This window comes from Peribacillus sp. FSL E2-0159, from assembly GCF_038643155.1.
Lineage (GTDB): Bacteria > Bacillota > Bacilli > Bacillales > DSM-1321 > Peribacillus > Peribacillus simplex.
In genome coordinates this window covers 1037354-1054326 of record NZ_CP152053.1, presented here as the reverse complement: position 1 = coordinate 1054326, position 16973 = coordinate 1037354, and the positions used below count along the sequence as shown (strand labels likewise).

At 39.6% G+C, this 16973-nt stretch carries 14 protein-coding genes; 7 read left to right on the top strand and 7 right to left on the bottom strand.

From position 1 onward, the window contains the following. Nucleotides 1-8: 8 nt before the first annotated feature. Entirely contained in the window at nt 9-242 is a 234-nt protein-coding gene (locus tag NYE63_RS05235) for a hypothetical protein (protein WP_342604346.1), read from the top strand. Nucleotides 243-350: 108 nt separating this feature from the next. On the opposite strand, the gene NYE63_RS05230 is transcribed toward NYE63_RS05235, so the two are convergent. Then, nucleotides 351-1718, bottom strand: coding sequence for an FAD-linked oxidase C-terminal domain-containing protein (locus NYE63_RS05230; protein WP_342604345.1), 1368 nt, complete (start codon nt 1716-1718; stop codon nt 351-353). An 85-nt stretch (nt 1719-1803) separates the two neighbouring features. After that, nucleotides 1804-2610: a pyrroline-5-carboxylate reductase gene (proC, locus tag NYE63_RS05225; RefSeq protein WP_342604344.1), complete on the bottom strand. Its 807-nt coding sequence runs from the start codon at nt 2608-2610 to the stop codon at nt 1804-1806. A 275-nt stretch (nt 2611-2885) separates the two neighbouring features. Between proC and NYE63_RS05220 the strand changes: the two genes are divergently transcribed. The 5 genes from NYE63_RS05220 to NYE63_RS05200 all read left to right on the top strand — a co-directional run bounded on the left by NYE63_RS05220 (nt 2886) and on the right by NYE63_RS05200 (nt 8727). Then, entirely contained in the window at nt 2886-4451 is a 1566-nt protein-coding gene (locus NYE63_RS05220) for an MDR family MFS transporter (RefSeq protein ID WP_342604343.1), read from the top strand. 110 nt (nt 4452-4561) lie between these two features. Beyond that, entirely contained in the window at nt 4562-5194 is a 633-nt protein-coding gene (locus NYE63_RS05215; RefSeq protein WP_342604342.1) for a DNA-3-methyladenine glycosylase, read from the top strand. Nucleotides 5195-5517: 323 nt separating this feature from the next. Next, on the top strand, nt 5518-6396 hold the full coding sequence (locus tag NYE63_RS05210) for a permease (protein ID WP_342604341.1): 879 nt from the start codon (nt 5518-5520) through the stop codon (nt 6394-6396). A 14-nt stretch (nt 6397-6410) separates the two neighbouring features. Next, complete coding sequence (locus tag NYE63_RS05205) at nt 6411-7247, top strand: TIGR03943 family protein (protein ID WP_342604340.1); 837 nt, start codon at nt 6411-6413, stop codon at nt 7245-7247. Nucleotides 7248-7545: 298 nt separating this feature from the next. Continuing rightward, nucleotides 7546-8727: a LysM peptidoglycan-binding domain-containing protein gene (locus NYE63_RS05200; RefSeq protein WP_342604339.1), complete on the top strand. Its 1182-nt coding sequence runs from the start codon at nt 7546-7548 to the stop codon at nt 8725-8727. Between the two features lie 691 nt (nt 8728-9418). Here NYE63_RS05200 and NYE63_RS05195 read toward each other — a convergent pair. The 3 genes from NYE63_RS05195 to NYE63_RS05185 form a co-directional block, all read right to left on the bottom strand. Then, complete coding sequence (locus tag NYE63_RS05195) at nt 9419-10195, bottom strand: hypothetical protein (protein ID WP_342604338.1); 777 nt, start codon at nt 10193-10195, stop codon at nt 9419-9421. Between the two features lie 577 nt (nt 10196-10772). Next, a complete protein-coding gene (locus tag NYE63_RS05190) occupies nt 10773-10979 on the bottom strand; it encodes a hypothetical protein (RefSeq protein ID WP_342604337.1) in 207 nt (68 codons plus the stop codon). A 597-nt stretch (nt 10980-11576) separates the two neighbouring features. Further along, on the bottom strand, nt 11577-13244 hold the full coding sequence (locus NYE63_RS05185; RefSeq protein WP_342604336.1) for a thiamine pyrophosphate-binding protein: 1668 nt from the start codon (nt 13242-13244) through the stop codon (nt 11577-11579). A gap of 266 nt (nt 13245-13510) precedes the next feature. Between NYE63_RS05185 and NYE63_RS05180 the strand changes: the two genes are divergently transcribed. Next, nucleotides 13511-14914, top strand: coding sequence for a sigma 54-interacting transcriptional regulator (locus NYE63_RS05180; protein ID WP_342604335.1), 1404 nt, complete (start codon nt 13511-13513; stop codon nt 14912-14914). Between the two features lie 73 nt (nt 14915-14987). Here NYE63_RS05180 and cobT read toward each other — a convergent pair whose 3' ends face one another. Beyond that, a complete protein-coding gene (gene cobT / locus NYE63_RS05175) occupies nt 14988-16034 on the bottom strand; it encodes a nicotinate-nucleotide--dimethylbenzimidazole phosphoribosyltransferase (RefSeq protein ID WP_342604334.1) in 1047 nt (348 codons plus the stop codon). Between the two features lie 132 nt (nt 16035-16166). Further along, a complete protein-coding gene (gene lepB, locus NYE63_RS05170) occupies nt 16167-16715 on the bottom strand; it encodes a signal peptidase I (RefSeq protein WP_342604333.1) in 549 nt (182 codons plus the stop codon). Between the last annotated feature and the right edge of the window lie 258 nt (nt 16716-16973).

The following is a 16973-nucleotide window of genomic DNA, read 5'->3' as shown; positions in this document are numbered from 1 at the left end:
TATTTTTTTTGGAAGAGAACCTCGTAAAAGCTGTACTTCCTCGAACAATATCTGGAAAGACCGGATTATCTCGCAAACGGTCGGATTATCCGGATATAGGTCGAATTATCTGGACGGAAAAGGCGATTTATCCCGATATCATTCGGATTATCAGCACGGACGGGCAATTTTTCCGATTAAAGCTCGAATTAAGACGAAAATCACTTTTATACGATTATATGTTTAAATCACGTGATTTGTAATTGGCATTTTTTGACTTGGTTCCAATATAATAGGCAACGTTATGCCACTACATTTTATATGGGATCAAGTCGTGTTCATTACTAATCTAACAAAATGAAATATTTCTCTTAATCTACGAAAATTTTCCCTGGATTCATTATTCCTTTCGGATCCAATGCCTGTTTGATCGTTTTCATCACTTCGTAAGCTCCTCCATGCTCCCTTCGCTGATACTTCGATTTTCCAAGCCCTACCCCATGTTCACCCGTACATGTACCGCCTTTGGTTAGTGCATATTCGACGATTCCTTCATTTAACCTCTTCGCTTCTTTAACTTCTTCAGGATTTTTCAGATCGATCATGAACAATACGTGATAATTCCCGTCACCTACATGTCCTACAATCGCACCCTCCACTTTGGATTGTTCGACTTTCTTCCTTGTATCCAGTATGGCATTCGATAATTCATGAAGGGGCACACTTACATCGGTCACCATCAGCTTCTTTCCAGGTGCGCTGTGAATGAATGCGTACGCGAGATTATGGCGCGCTTCCCATAAGGCATTCCGTGCTTTTGAATCGGTTTCAAACTGGATATCCCCACAGCCAAAATCACTTACGATTTCCTTGGCAAATTTGACGTCCTGTTCCAGTCCGGCAAAATTCCCATGAAACTCGAGGAATAAAGTTGGTTGGACATCATAGGATTTGTCCATGAATTGATTAACTTTTTTTATGGACTCGGCATCAACCAATTCAATTCGTGCAATCGGGATTCCAGCAAGCATGATTCCATTAACCGCAGATACTGCCTGTTCGACGGTTTGAAATGAAGCTCTCCCAGCCATTGTGACTTCAGGAATGCCGTATACCTTTAAAGTCAATTCAGTAAATACACCTAGCGTACCTTCAGAGCCGACAAACAAGCCATTCAAGTGAATGCCTGAAGATGATTTTGTCGCTAAACTTCCGGAATGAATCACTTCACCGTTTGCTAAAACCACTTCCAAATCCCTGACTTGATCACGCATTATCCCATATTTGACCGAGGTCGTCCCACTTGCATTTGTAGCTGCCATCCCTCCCAATGTAGCATCGGCACCAGGATCGACGGAAAAGAACAAACCGTATTTTTTTAATTCTTTATTGAGTTGCGTCCTTGTCACACCTGGTTGGACCTTCACAAGGAAATCATTTTCCCTAATTTCCAAAATTTGATTCATCAAGGACAAATCGAGGGAAATTCCCCCTTTGACTGGAACGACATGCCCCTCCAAACTTGATCCTAATCCAAAAGGGATGACCGGAATTTCATGCTCATTCGCATACCGCATGACTGCACTGACTTCCGCAGTATCCCTTGGGTATATGACCATATCCGGTAAATGCGGAGTGTGGTAAGATTCATCATGGCTGTGCTGTTCCAATAAAGTTTCATTCACCGTTACTTGTTCTTCCGTCAGTATCTTCCTTAATTCCTCTATATAACCATTCATTATGCTGCCTCCTCTTGTTTTTACCAAACATTCTGAAAATATCAAACAAAATGAGATTGCCCGCTAATAGGCAATCCATCTTTCTTCACTTACTGAAACCTTTCGTTTTATCCGTGCAGGCCTTCATTGCTTGTAGAATGCTGGATCTTAGCTGATTCTCTTCTAAAGATGCTACCGCAGCTATCGTTGAACCGCCCGGTGTGCAGACATCATCTTTTAAAGCGGCAGGATGCCTTTCTGTTTCGAGTACCATTTTTGCAGCTCCCATTACAGCTTGTGCTGCCATTCGGTATGCTTGTTTCCGTGGAATGCCATCACGGACCCCTCCATCAGCCAGCGCCTCGATGAACATGTATACATAAGCAGGCGACGAACCGCTGATGGCCGGTACTGCGTCCATCAAATCTTCATGGAGGATTTCCGTTTTACCGAAACTATTCAGCAGTGCAGTCACATCCTCTATATCAGCATCGGTAATTTCATCATTAATGCTCATGGCCGTCATGCCTTCACCGACAAGCGAAGGAGTGTTTGGCATCGTCCGGACAACCTTCACTTTTTTTTCAAAGATGCTCTCAACTAAAGATATAGTGATCCCCGCTGCCATAGTGATGATCACAGCGTCTTCTTTCACATGATTCTTCACTTCTTCCAGCACTTGCTTATGCATGGCAGGTTGGATCCCTAAAAAGAGAAAATCGGCAAAAACGGCAACCTCTTTATTATCCAAAGTGCCTTTAACCTTGTATTTCGTGGTGATTTTAGTTTTGGTTTCCACACTCGCAGTACTGACCATGATACCTTTTGGTGAAATAACCTCTGCAAGCAACATGCCCTCAAGCATTGCCTCACCCATTTTACCGCATCCAATAAACCCGATTTTTTTATTCATATCTTACACTTCCAATCATAAGTTCATCTATATTCCTTCTTATTGATTATATCGGATTTGATAAATGGAAACACGTTGGAGATATTAATCAGGAAGGAATTGGTGGTTTCTGGTCGAATTACTTAAATGTTATGGATGAATCTTTATATCCACCTTCATGCAATTGAAATTTTCAGCGAAAAAACCGTTGACTAAATGGTCATTTCAGATTTATAATTTTGACCTATCAGTCACAAACGAATAAGGAATACAGTTCTAGGAATGGAGAAATCGCTATGCAAATGGAAAAAAAAGCGGTCAATACCAAGCTAGTCTTAACAGGATTGATCATTGGAATGTTTTTCAGTTCATTGGAACAGACGATCGTCGGTACGGCCATGCCGACAATTATCGGGGAATTGAATGGTTTTACCATCTTTGCATGGGTGACGACTGCCTATTTAATAGCCTCAACGACTGTTGTACCCATTGTTGGAAAGCTATCTGATTTATATGGCAGACGTTCCCTTTATCTGCTTGGTACAATCATTTTTACGATTGGTTCGTTTTTATGTGCCACAGCTACTTCGATGGAGCAATTGATCATCTATAGAGGGCTGCAGGGAATAGGCGGCGGAATGATCATGCCTTTATCCCAAACAATAATCGGCGATATATTCTCTGCCGAACAAAGAGCCAAATGGCAGGGTGTATTTGGAGCCCTTTTTGGTTTAAGTTCCGTCATCGGCCCTTTTCTGGGCGGCCTGATCGTTGACCATATCAGCTGGCATTGGATCTTTCTGATCAATGTACCGACGGGCTTACTATCTGCCATTTTGATTTATGTAGGATTGAAGCATGAAGCCATAAGGAAAACAGAGAAAGTAAATATCGATTATCTGGGGATTTTCACCCTGATTCCTGGTATTGTCCTGTTACTGCTGGGCTTGACCTTCGGTGGTGATAAATTCGAATGGTTATCACTAGAATCTCTCTTGATTTTCGGCAGTACCCTTGTCTTCATTGCCCTATTCATCATTTTTGAAAGAAGAGCAGTCGAACCGATCCTTGATTTATCCCTTTTTAAAAATAGAGTTTTTTCCACTACGAATATTTTGGGTTTCCTGCTGGGACTTGGCATGTTCGGGGCAATCATGTTCGTCCCGCTGTTCATGCAAGGCGTACTGGGAGTTTCACCAACAAAAGCGGGGTCGACCATGACTCCGATGATGATCGGTATGATTCTTTCCAGCATCATTGGCGGCCGGTTACTATTGAAATTCCGTTTTCGTACCGTGCTTACCTTTGGAATGGCCTTTGCAACGCTTGGCTTCTTCCTAATGAGCATGATGGACGGCAGCACGACTATATTCACTGCGTACTCATTCATGGCCATCCTTGGAATAGGTATGGGTCTTGTTATGCCGACATTGATGATTGCCGTTCAAAACGAATTTCCAAAATCCCAGCTTGGGTCGGTTACAGCGGCTTCGACATTCTTCCGATCTATAGGAGGAACGATGGGCATCACGATTTTGAACGCTGTCATGAATCACAATCTCCAGCAAAATATGGATGATGCGGTCGTAAGCCAAAAGGACCCTATATTGCATGAGGCACTGAAAGCATTAGCCGATAAAACGGATGCGTTATTCAACATCATGCTTTATCCGGAAAACCTTAAAATGCCGGCAGAAGTCAGCAATATCCTTGTAAAAACGATTGAAAATGCTTGGATCGATGCATTCTCCAGTGTTTTCATCACCGGTATCTTTTTTGTTTCCGCGGGGATATTAGTGGCACTTTCCGTGGGTTCAGGCCGAATCAAAAGAGATCAAGAAACTGAAAAAGAATTAGGCTAAAAATATGCTCGGGACCGGCTGATATAATCAGCCGGCCTTTTTAATCCCTTCATGTTTCTTTTTCATTGATAAGGGAATTTTACCTGTATGAGACTAAATGGAGTGATACTATGAACAAGATAAACCATTCAATTTTACCTGCGGATTTTTATCAGCAGCCCACGCTTGAACTGGCAAAATCCCTTCTTGGCTGCCTCATTGTAAAAGAAACAGCGGATGGAACCGCTTCTGGATTCATTGTTGAAACAGAGGCCTATATTGGACCTGTGGACAGGGCCGCACATAGTTTTGGAAATAGAAGGACAAAACGGACGGAAGTGATGTTCGGTAATTCCGGATTGATATATACATACGTCATGCACACACATACACTTGTCAATGTCGTAAGCGGAGGACCTGAAAATCCGGAGGCCATTTTAATCCGGGCGGTTGAACCCTATTCCGGGCTTGAGTTAATGCATGAAAGACGCGGAATTGCCGATATTCGTAAATGGACCGATGGACCTGGGAAGCTAACAAAGGCACTAGGCATCACCATGGATGATTATGGTCGAGCTTTTACGGATCCCCCGCTATATCTTGCTGCCGGAAAAAAGCCTGAACACATATCCAGCGGGCCCCGAGTCGGAATCGAAAACTCCGGGGTAGCAAAAGATTATCCTTGGCGTTTCTGGGTTACTGACAATCCGTTTATATCCCGTAAAAACCTAATTAATAAAGTTGTATCGAAAAATAAACCATGATTTTATCCCCTCTAAGTGAACAGTGTAAATTCTTTTGATGTTGCACAACTTTGAGGGGATTTTACTTTGTCCGTAAGCATCCCGAAATATCAAAAGTCTTGAATGAAAGGATTAGAAAATAGCTTGGCATAGCCCAAAAGGAACAAGGCTTAAATTGAAGTAATACTTAATTTCTGCCAAACTTATTCAAATCCCCTCAATATCCCATAATTCAATTTCCTTACCCATTCAACTTCCATCCTATTACCCCAGTAATAATAAATTGACTTCCTTCTATTACGATCCTAATATAGTTAAGTCAGCAATATGGAAGGTGGTTTATCATGAACGTTCAGGCCCTTTTGCAAATGAATACAATTTTTATTAGTATCCTAATTGAATCCCTTCCCTTCATTTTACTGGGAGTCCTTATATCTGGAATCATCCAAATGTTTGTGTCAGAAGAGATGATTGCAAAAATTATACCGAAAAATCCGATCTTATCTGTTCTATCCGCAATAGGTGCAGGAGTCTTTTTTCTTGCCTGCGAGTGCGGGATCGTCCCGATTACCCGCCGTTTGATCGCTAAAGGGGTTCCTCTTTCAGCGGCCATTGCATTTATGCTTTCTGCACCCATTCTCAATCCGATCGTCCTGTTTTCCACCTATATTGCGTTTGGTAATAGCTGGAGCATGGTTTTCTATCGTGGCGGAATTGCATTCGTGGTCGTCCTGATCATTGCATGCCTCCTATCTTTTCAATTTAAGACAAATCAGCTTAAACAGGAACATATCAAACATATACATCACCATAAACTTACATTTAAAGACAAAATAACGGGGATGTTTAAACACTCGATTGAAGAGTTCTTTTCTGTTGGAAAATACTTAATCATTGGTGCACTGCTGGCAGCTGCCATTCAAACCTTTTTGAAAACATCCCTATTGCTTGAAATTGGGCAAGGAAAACTATCCGGGAATGCAGTCATGATGGCTTTGTCCTATGTCATGTCATTGTGTTCCCAAGCGGACGCCTTTGTTGCCAGTTCTTTTAGAAGTACCTTCTCGCCCTCTTCACTAGTTGCTTTTCTTGTATTTGGGGCCATGTTTGATATTAAAAATACGATCATGCTTTTAGGTACCTTCAAAACAAAATTCGTTTTATGTTTGATGGCCTATATATTTATTTCCGTCTTAGGCCTAACTTTATTGTTTATTTCTTAAAGAGGGTGTTTTATATGGGAAGATTATTCATATTACTTGGACTTACTTTTTTATTCATGCACTTACACGCCTCAGGGAATATATCGAAATACATTAATATGGAATATTCATATGTTTCACAGATTGCCATCTATATACTGGCAATATTCACGTTAATGGGATCTTACTTATATTTTAAGGAAGATAATCAAGAAGAATGTGTTGATTGTCAGTGCGGACATGATCACTCCCAGGAAAATAAGAAATGGAAGAGGAACCTTACTTACTTCCTTTACTTCATTCCCATTTTAACCGGTCTCTTTTTGCCTGTTGCCACTATGGACTCCAATATTGTAGAAAAAAAAGGATTTCATTTCCCGGTATATGAAGACTCAGATGAATATAGCCAGCATCAATTTCTGCAGCCGGATACGAGTCTTTATTATGGCAAGGATGACTATTTAACTTTAATGGATAACTCTCTCAAAGGCTTGGTTGATCGTGATAGTCTTCAATTAACCGATGAAAACTATCTAAACGATTTAGAAGCCATCTATTACTCTCCTGGAAAGTTCACTGGCAAGCAAATAACGTTAACCGGATTTTCGTACAATTCAGATGAGCTAGGCAAAAACCAGGTATTCCTGTTTCGTTTTGGGGTCATTCACTGTGTAGCAGACTCTGGGGTATTCGGTATGCTAATCGAATTTCCTGAAGGAATGCATCCAAAAAATGATGAGTGGTATTCCGTGACAGGTGAATTGGAATCCATTTATTATCAGCCCTTCAAGAAAACCATTCCCCTGCTCAAGGTATCATCACATAGTAAAATCGCTGAACCAGATGATCCCTACGTTTATAGACAATATTAAAAAATTCATCATGTAAAGGTAAGGATATTATATTATTCTTTCCTTTCTTTTTTATTACCTCAAAATTTCCCTTTTATGAAATGCTCTTTAAGTATACTAGTTATCCTTTTATGCCAAATTCCAAGTTTTGGACCTCTTACACTCCAATGAATCCACTCGATGTGAAAGATTTACAAAATAACCTGAAAAATGACGAAAAAGTTGAATTTTATTTATATGGGTCATGTTTTTTATATTCCATACCCTTATAATATAAATGCTACATATTTTTTTACCACATCAGGAGGAACTTTCCTAAATGAACAATTCTAAAAACTCTTTCATTCTTGCAGGTACTATTATAGGTACCCTAGTGGCAGGCACTTCCGCTTATGCTGGTTCTTATCAAGTTAAATCAGGGGACACCCTTGATGGAATCTCTAAAGCTAATCATACAACTGTCCAAGCATTAAAATCTCAAAACCATTTGACTAGTAACCTTATTTTTTCCGGCCAAGTCTTGAAGGTTAATAACCTTAACAACCATACAGATAAAAATATAGATAAAACCGAAAAATATGTGGTTAAACTGGGGGATTCTTTATCAAAAATAGCTAAAAAATATAACCTTTCCCTTAGTGCACTGCTTAAATTAAACACTGATATTTCTAATTCGGATCGCATTTATATTGGCCAATCCATCCGAGTTTCCGGAAAAGCCCCTGCATCCAGCTCTACGGCTAAAAACAGCCCTTCTAATGCTACATATAGGGTCAAATCCGGTGACACCCTGGATAAAATTGCTAGAGTCAATAATATGACTGTCAAACAATTAAAGTCTAAAAACCATTTGACTAGTAACCTTATTTTTCCCGGCCAGGCCTTGAAGGTTAATACCCTTAACAACTATACGAATACGAATAATAGTAAAAATACATCAGAAGTTTATGTGGTTAAATTAGGGGATTCTTTATCAACAATCGCTAAAAAATATAACCTTTCCCTTAGTGCCTTACTTAAAATGAACCCTACTATTTCCAATTCAAATCGTATTCGTATCGGCCAATCCATCCGGGTTTCCGGACAAGCTTCAGCATCTGCAATTAATAAGCCGTCCAAATCGAACAAAGCTGATCAAGTTTTGGCAGCTGGCGCTAAATACATGGGAGCCAAGTATGTTTACGGTGCTAGCACTACACGCACTGACGTATTTGATTGCTCTTCATTCACATTAAGGGCATTCCAAAGTGCAGGTGTTTCCTTGCCACGAAATTCAGTGGCACAATCACACGTGGGTACAGCAGTATCTTCAAAATCCCTCCAAAAAGGGGATTTAGTATTTTTTGATACCAATAATGATGGTGTAATCAATCATGTAGGAATTTATGCCGGTAATGGTCAAATGCTGAATGCTTCTACATCTAAAGGTGTATCCTACGCTAACATTAACAATTCTTACTGGGGACCTAGCTTTGTAAAGGCAGTTCGTGTACTTAACTAAATATTGATGGCAATAACCGAATGCTGGCTAAAAAATTAACTCTATAGACCTTGATAAAAGAGCAAAAAAGCGTGATTGATAAACTATCATACACGCTTTTTTGCGTATTATAATGTCAAATAGCGTCAACTGGTGTTATGGCTTTTAACCATTCTCCCTTCCATTGGATAGAAAACGGTCATGTTTTTATTAACATAACTGTTCTTCCTTTCCAAAAGGCAAAAGAAAAAGGCCTGCTTTTGAACCGCACCCTAATTGTTAAACATCACCTAACATTTGGAGGTGCTATTTATTATTACAAAATATTCATTAGAGTTGAAATTATCTCTAAAGTTGTGAACAGGGTGAAATTCATTTCCATTAACGGCGCAACCTTTACATATGGGAATGGCTTTTTTATTTGTCTGTATCATTTTTAAATTTACTAGAATTATTAACATGTCAGACTAGTAAAGTCCAGATAATTAAGTTATTTGTTATCATTCCCCAATATAATTCAAAAACAGCATATCAAGTTGGTATGCTGTTTTTGCTTATAGACTAATTCTCTTTTTAAAACCTAAGTCTCTAGCTATTTTTTAATTTTTTTTACCAAACCAATTATTATCCCTATAAAAATTGCTACAACAATTATCATAGTTATAGGAATAAAAGCACTAATTGATTGCAAATATTTTCACCACACTTAATCTTATTGTTTATAAGAAGTGCTCACAGTAGCATTGGTGCTCGTTAATTTTGTTAATTTTACTGAACTTATAATCGTTCTATCGTAAGAGACTAAACCGATCCCATTATATCCTGCCCAAGTTAATGTGTAATCTCCTTGTGCATTAATATCATATCCTACTTTCTCTGCACGTTTATCTGTCAATTTACTACTTTTGGAGATTTGCAGAGGGAAAACACCTGTTGTTCCCACAGTAGATGAACTTTCTGCTGTCAAACCAGATTTACCAATCTTATAGTAAGTTACCAAACCTGTCCAGCCATCTGGATAAAGAAAATGTTTTACTCTGGTTTTCACAGAATAGCTTCTTGAGCCATAATTATAAGTTGCACTAGCTCTCATCATTGTCTTTTCTATAACCGGAACATCTGAAACAATTACTTCTAATACACTTCCATCTTCTAGTTGAATCGTTTCATGCTTTGTCATACCTGAGTTACTCTCAGTATTAATTTCTAAATTAGTTTCGTCAGCTAAATCCTCAATTGTTTTTGTAACTTCAATAGAAACTTCTTTTTGATATTCTTCCAATACTTTTGGGTCAGTATCGTAGAGTAACTTTTCGCGATTTTGGTCAAGATCACCAGAATTAATGTCCATACTTGCTATTTCTTCCTTAAGTTCAGTTACACTGTTAATCGTGTATATTTTATCTTCTGAAGCATTTACATTTAATGGTGTTAATGAACCTAGAGTTACTAGACTTGCGATTACAAAATTTTTTAATTGTTTTTTCACAATTGGCACCTCTTCTAAAATTTAAAATTAAAAATCCAGGAAAATATTATTATATAATTACTAATTTCACTAAATATTATTTTATTTTCCAAAAATCCCATTTTATTTAACGCAAGTATTACACCAGGTTTAATAACTATTTTATACACTTCCCTTACTCAACTAACTTGTAGCTTTAGTACATGAAAAAGGGGGGATAGTAGTATCTAGTTTACATATAGCTTATTGGAAGTTCTTCTGAGTGGTTACATAACGAAAATACAGTGAAAGATGTGAAGTTTCAGAAATGTCTCCAGAAAAGATTTCGATAAAAGAGCAGAAATTATGAGTAATTAAAGAAACTTAGACAATTATAAAAGAATTCTTGATTGATATGTCGTGTGATATGGCAGAGGTGATTTGATATGTCAAAGAGCAATAAAAATATAATTTTGATGTATGCTACAGAAGCAGCTTCCATCCTCACTCGCGCATTAACCTTTGCATCTCCACAATCGCGTAATTCAGTTGATTACTGACAATGACTCCTTCAAAGCTTGATAATTCCTTTCGTTGGGCTATTTCATCCTTCTTTTTTCTATGATAGACAATCGTTTGTTGTAAATACCAGGCTTTTCTTAATAACATCATCATCACCTGCCTGTATTGTTAATTGTCTTTCCTGCATTTCCACTTGCTTTTTATGAACTTTTTCTTCAATAAGATCTAAGAACAGCTGATTATTGTTGAGGTTTTCTTTATTCGACTCTATTAACCGCGCCAATGATACATTTTTTTTTCGCATTTTTATGCCTCCTTATCTACAGAAATAGCCAACCGTAAAAAGAATGGTTTTCTCTACTTTGGAAAAATAGATATTTTCCCCATTACTTCTTGATATTTTCATATTACTCTTAATTTAAAAATTCTCGGTTTCAATTTTGAAATGACAGTGACCAATATTGGTATTATCATTCTGGATATATCCTGATTACTTTTTCAACTTGCCATTCTTGTCCTTGATCGGGCCGTATAGATTTATAGTAAGTACAGTATCTATACCAACAAAAAAAGGCCTTCATAACAGAAGACCTTTCCTTAAAAATTGTTCCAGCTTGATTTCAGAAATCCGTTCCCTTTCCGCCGACTGTCTGCCAAGCCTCCTCAGCGCAAGCGCCTGTGGGGGTCTTGGCTAGCCAGTTATTCGGTAGGAGTGTCGCATAATTCTTCAATCCAATAAGGATTACAGTAAAAAACCATAAAGTATATAATAAGTATTGTTTTAAAATCAGTGTTCGGGATGAGACCGTTCCGAATCCTTAACAAACCCTCAAAAAATCATGAAGGATAACCAGTTTTCTTTTAAAACATGGTTCGGCGTGAGAGCATTTCGAACATGGCATTACTTTAGTTTCTCTTGCTTTTCAAGATACTGCCTCATTTTTTGCAAATATTCCGGGGCATCCATTTGATCTTTCACGACCATTTCTATAAGGCAAAGTTTATCGGCGTTCTGAGCATTTGTAATGGCATCATCCAGTTCACCATTCGTCTCGACTTTTGCAGTAAATGCCTCTTGACCAAACACTTCAGCCAGTTTTGTATAATCCCACTCTGGTATCTCGTTGTATTTCTGTTTTTCTATATCGACTTTTACGTTCAAGAATTTTTCTATCGTGTACCCGTTATTGTTGAGAATAAACACGATAGGCTTGCAGCCGTTCTCCAGCATTGAGCTTATTTCCTGTGCCGTCAGCTGTATCGAGCCGTCCCCGGTAAACAAAAGAACACGCCGGTTTCTATCCGCTATACACGCACCGAAAGCTGCGGGCGTGGCATATCCGATGCTTTGCCAGCCTCCTTGAGCTATGTAGGTCGCCCCTTTCGGCAACCTGACCTGTGTCATGCCATAAGAGAATGTCCCTGTTTCCGTGACCACAATGTCATTTTCTTTCAACATTTGCTGAATTCGAGGATAATAGGAAGCCGCCTTCAGTCGTGCTGATGGGTCTTCCCCCATTGTGTCATATGGAAATGAGATGTTTCCAACAGATTCGTTCTGCCGGTAGCCAATGTCCTGGAGGGCATTTAGAATTTCCTCCGCCCTGACATTCATATAACTGGCTTCTCCGACTTTTAATGTGTCAGGTTGAATTTCCACCATTTTCAAAGGGTTAAGCTTTGCTGTACTTTTGGATGTATTGACGTCTGACCAAACAGCTCCAACAGCTATGATGAAATCCGCTTCTTCAACAGTTTGAGTTACATCCTTACTTCCGAAAGCTCCGCCATATACACCAATATACTGGGGATGGCTCTCATCAAACCCGCTTTTTCCCTGCATTAACGAAGCAACTGGAACATTTAACCTCTCAGCGAGCTGCATTACGGGTTTCTGCAAGTTATAACGAAGTGTTTTCACATCGACAAGCAGAACCGCTTTGTTTACATGTTCTAACATCCCTTTTATATGCTTCACTGCTGACTGCAATGCATCAATATTCGTTTTAGGCACATTTTCAGAAGTCTCACTTTTAGAAAGCAACGGTTTTTCAACAAGATCGATAGCCACTACCAAATAAACGGGCTTTTTCTTTTCTTTAGCGATTCTGATTGCAGCCGGTATCTCCCTAGCTGCGTTTTCTGGTGTAAGAATCGCAGTATAACTGGTGATATGCTCATAAACCTTACGGAAAACATCAAAATCTCCGTCCATTAACGTATGATGTGCAAGCTCCTTCTCCTGTTGCATCATGGACTTTGGCGAGCCGACAATATGTATGAGCGGCACATTTTCACTGTACGCGCCAGCGATTGCATTACATGCACTCATTTCACCGACACCAAAGGTGGTGATGAGTGCCGACATGCCCTTCACCCGGGCATAAGCATCCGCTGCGTATCCAGCATTTAGTTCATTTCGTCCATTAATAAACTCAATCCCATCGTAATCTTCCAAAGTATCTAGCAATGAGAAATTATAGTCTCCGGGTACACCAAAAATCTCTGTAATGCCTTCTGCCTTTAAGCAGTCGTATAAATATTGTCCCAAGGTTCTGTTTCCAGCCAAATCAATCACTCCTTCATTCGATTACTCTCTACTTTATTTATACCCAAACATAAGTTGGTTAATCGTATAAGTATCCAGATACTTAATGGGTTTAGCCACTCTATTACTCTAGTATTAGCTTTGATGAATGAAGTGAGTGTCTTAATCCCAGGCATGGAATCTTATTAAAAATGATTCAAATATAAATCAAAATATCTGAAAATTCTTGATTTCACCTCTATTATTGATTTATATTTGAATCACCGGAACAGTGGATAAGGGGGAAAATGATGAGTGATAACAATGTCAAAAGAGTTTTGGAATGCATCATCAACACATCCAATAACAATATTACCGTGACCGATGAAAAAGGATTCATTTTATTCACGAATCCTAACCATTGGTGGATATATGGAATCGAGCCAGACCATTATCTGGGGAAATCCGTTTACCAGCTCGAAACGGAAGGAATCCTTTCACCTTCGATTTCCGCCATGGTATTGAAAGAGAAAACACCTGTCCAGATCATGCAGCATACGAAGACGGGAAAAATCGTCATGTCGACTGCCTATCCCATATTTGATGATGATGGTGAATTGATTCGTGTCGTCAGTTATGCCCAAGATCAAACTGAAATCAGGAACCTCCAGGATCAGTACGGTCAATTGGAGAAAAAGATTCAAGAATACCAATCGGAGGTCGAGGAACTTAGGGAACAGGAGGAGCTGATCTATCGCAGCAAGGAAATGCGGCAAATCGCTAAAACGATACACCGTGTTTCCAAAACGGATGCAACCGTCATGCTCCTTGGGGAATCCGGTGTGGGAAAAAGCGTCTTCGCCCGCAGGCTACATAATCAGAGTTACCGCAGCAAAGAACCATTCATCGAAGTCAACTGCAGTACCATCCCAGAAAGTCTCTTTGAATCTGAAATGTTTGGATACGAAGCGGGGTCCTTCACCGGTGCGCAAAAACAGGGGAAGCAAGGGCTGGTAGAACAAGCAGATAACGGAACCTTATTTCTCGATGAAATTGGAGAGCTTCCCCTGGATATGCAAGTGAAATTATTAAATGTCCTGCAAGAGAAGACTTTTAAAAGAGTGGGTGGAAAAAAAGAGCATAAGATAGATTTTCGGCTTGTAACGGCAACCAATCAAAACCTTGAGGAAATGGTGGAAAAAGGAACATTCAGGCTCGATTTGTATTACCGCTTAAATGTGATTCCCATCCAAATACCGCCATTACGAGAAAGAAAAGAAGATATTGCCATCTTAATCAATCATAATCTCGAAATCATCAACAAGAAATACAAATCAGATAAGAAATTGCACCCCTCCACTTACGAAATACTGATTCAACATAAATGGTCAGGAAACGTGCGTGAATTGGAAAACCTGATTGAACGGCTCATTTTGACCTCGGAAGACTCCATCATTTTCCCTGGCTTTCTCCCCTCCCATTTCCATGGACAGGAATCTTTAGAGAAAATAGATGATACCTTAATGATCGACGATATGATGGTTGATGATCGTGATCTCAATACTGCGCTCGAACAAGTGGAAAAATGGATGATGATGAAAGCGAGTAAACAATGTAAGTCCACATATGAAATGGCCAAATTCTTAGGGATCAGCCAGCCTTCCGTCGTCAGGAAAATGAAGAAATATAAAGGTCAACTACCCATTAAGTAAGAATATTTTACTGAAATCTCCCCTTTTGAGTAATGTAAAAATAGGAGACCTTCACATGAAGGTCTCCTATTTCTTACTTATTTGACACACCTGCAGATTCAAATGTTGCCATTTCTTTAATGACCAATGTCGCTGCCTTAAGGATGGGGTATGACAATGCGGCCCCTGTTCCTTCCCCGATTCTCATTCCCAGGTCGAGGATCGGCTCTTTGCCAAGCAGTTCTATGGCGGTTTTATGCCCTGGTTCCGCAGACCGATGTCCAACAAACATATAATCGGCTGCACGTCCGGAAATCAAGTTTGCCAATACAGCAGCCGTGGTTGTAATGAAACCATCAACAAGAATCGGTATACGGTTATTGGCTGCAGCAAGCATGGCCCCTGCCATACCTGCAATTTCGAAGCCACCGATATTCATCAAAATATTGATTGGATCATCAGGATTAGGATTTCTTAATGATATCGCTTCTTCAATTATTCTTCGCTTATGTAAAATGCCTTCTGACTTCAATCCTGTTCCCTGCCCCACTAGTGATTCGACGCTTTTCCCGCTTACGATGGAGATGATGGCGGTACTGGAAGTCGTATTCCCGATTCCCATTTCACCAAGAATCAGGCAGTTCGCTCCACGGGCAATCATTTTCTGTGCACGGTCATATCCAATTTCGAGCGCTTGAATTACTTCTTCCTTTGTCATCGCCTCTTCCTTATAAAAGTTTCTAGTCCCATTGCGGACTTTTCTCGAAGTTAATCCCGGTGCTTCAATATCTGCATCGATCCCTATATCGACAATGTCCAAGTAAGCATCTATCGCGCGGCTTAATACATTGATGGCAGCACCGTCATTCAGGAAATTGAGTGCCATTTGTTCCGTCACTTCTTTTGGATAAGCCGAAACCCCTTCTTCCGTAATTCCATGATCGGCTGCAAACACAATCACCCCCGGTTTCGAAATGTCCGGAAATGCCTCTCCTGTCATCTTGGCCAGTTCGATTATCCATTCTTCAAGCCGTCCTAGGCTTCCCTGAGGAACCGTCAGCGAATCGACATGGCCTTTAACCTGCCGTCCCATTTCTTCATCCAGCATCGGGATGGAGATGGCAGCTAACCCATTCGTCATATTAATACCCCCCACAATCCAAAATGAAAAACCTTAACCATCGGAAAAGGTTCTTAACCATCATCTGCTATAAATACAACTTAGTCCATATAATTATCCTTTTGGCTCTCACTTGTATTCACTGTGATCCATTTACTTCGGCATACCCATTTCATTTAATGGGTAGATTCGAAATTTCACTTTGCCCACAAGTGATTCCTCAGAAATAAAACCAAATCTTCTTCCATCCCAACTGTTCCTTCGATTATCCCCCATGACAAATAAATGACCAACAGGCACCTTGGATTTCCCAAGTAAATCACTAAGGGTGAAATTCTCCGTCAGATTTTCTTCAGGTGAAATTTCCCTTTTTTTTGTTTTCAAATATGGTTCTGTATACTTTTTTCCATTGATATATAAGACATCATCTTTCATTTCGACACTGTCACCTGGTAAACCAATCACCCTTTTTATATAATTCTCTTCCGCGTCCGGAGCATAAAATACGACCATATCGAAGCGCTCCGGCTTTCCGATTTTAGCTACCATGATCCGGTCATCATTTTCATAAGTCGGCTCCATTGATTCACCTTTGACTGTGACTGGCGTAAATAAAAACTGTTGGCAAATGAACACGATGATTAAAGCGAATAAAATAGATTTCAACCACGAAAACACTTCACTTTTCATATCATTCTTCATAAGGACTCCCCCCATCCATTGTGAACGGCTAAACCAACGATAATTGCTGAATTATTGTTGCAGCGCCAAAACATTCTTCAGCTCTGTTTATCCCTTAATGCCTGGTTTTGCCGGTCGGTGATTTTTAGAGGTGATATTCCAAAAGAAATATCTGGAAAAATTGTAACATATCCATTTATAGCTTGCGAGTATAAATCTTTTTTTTGGAGTGCAGAGCAAATCTCAAACCATGAAAAAAAGGATAGCAAAATTTTAGCT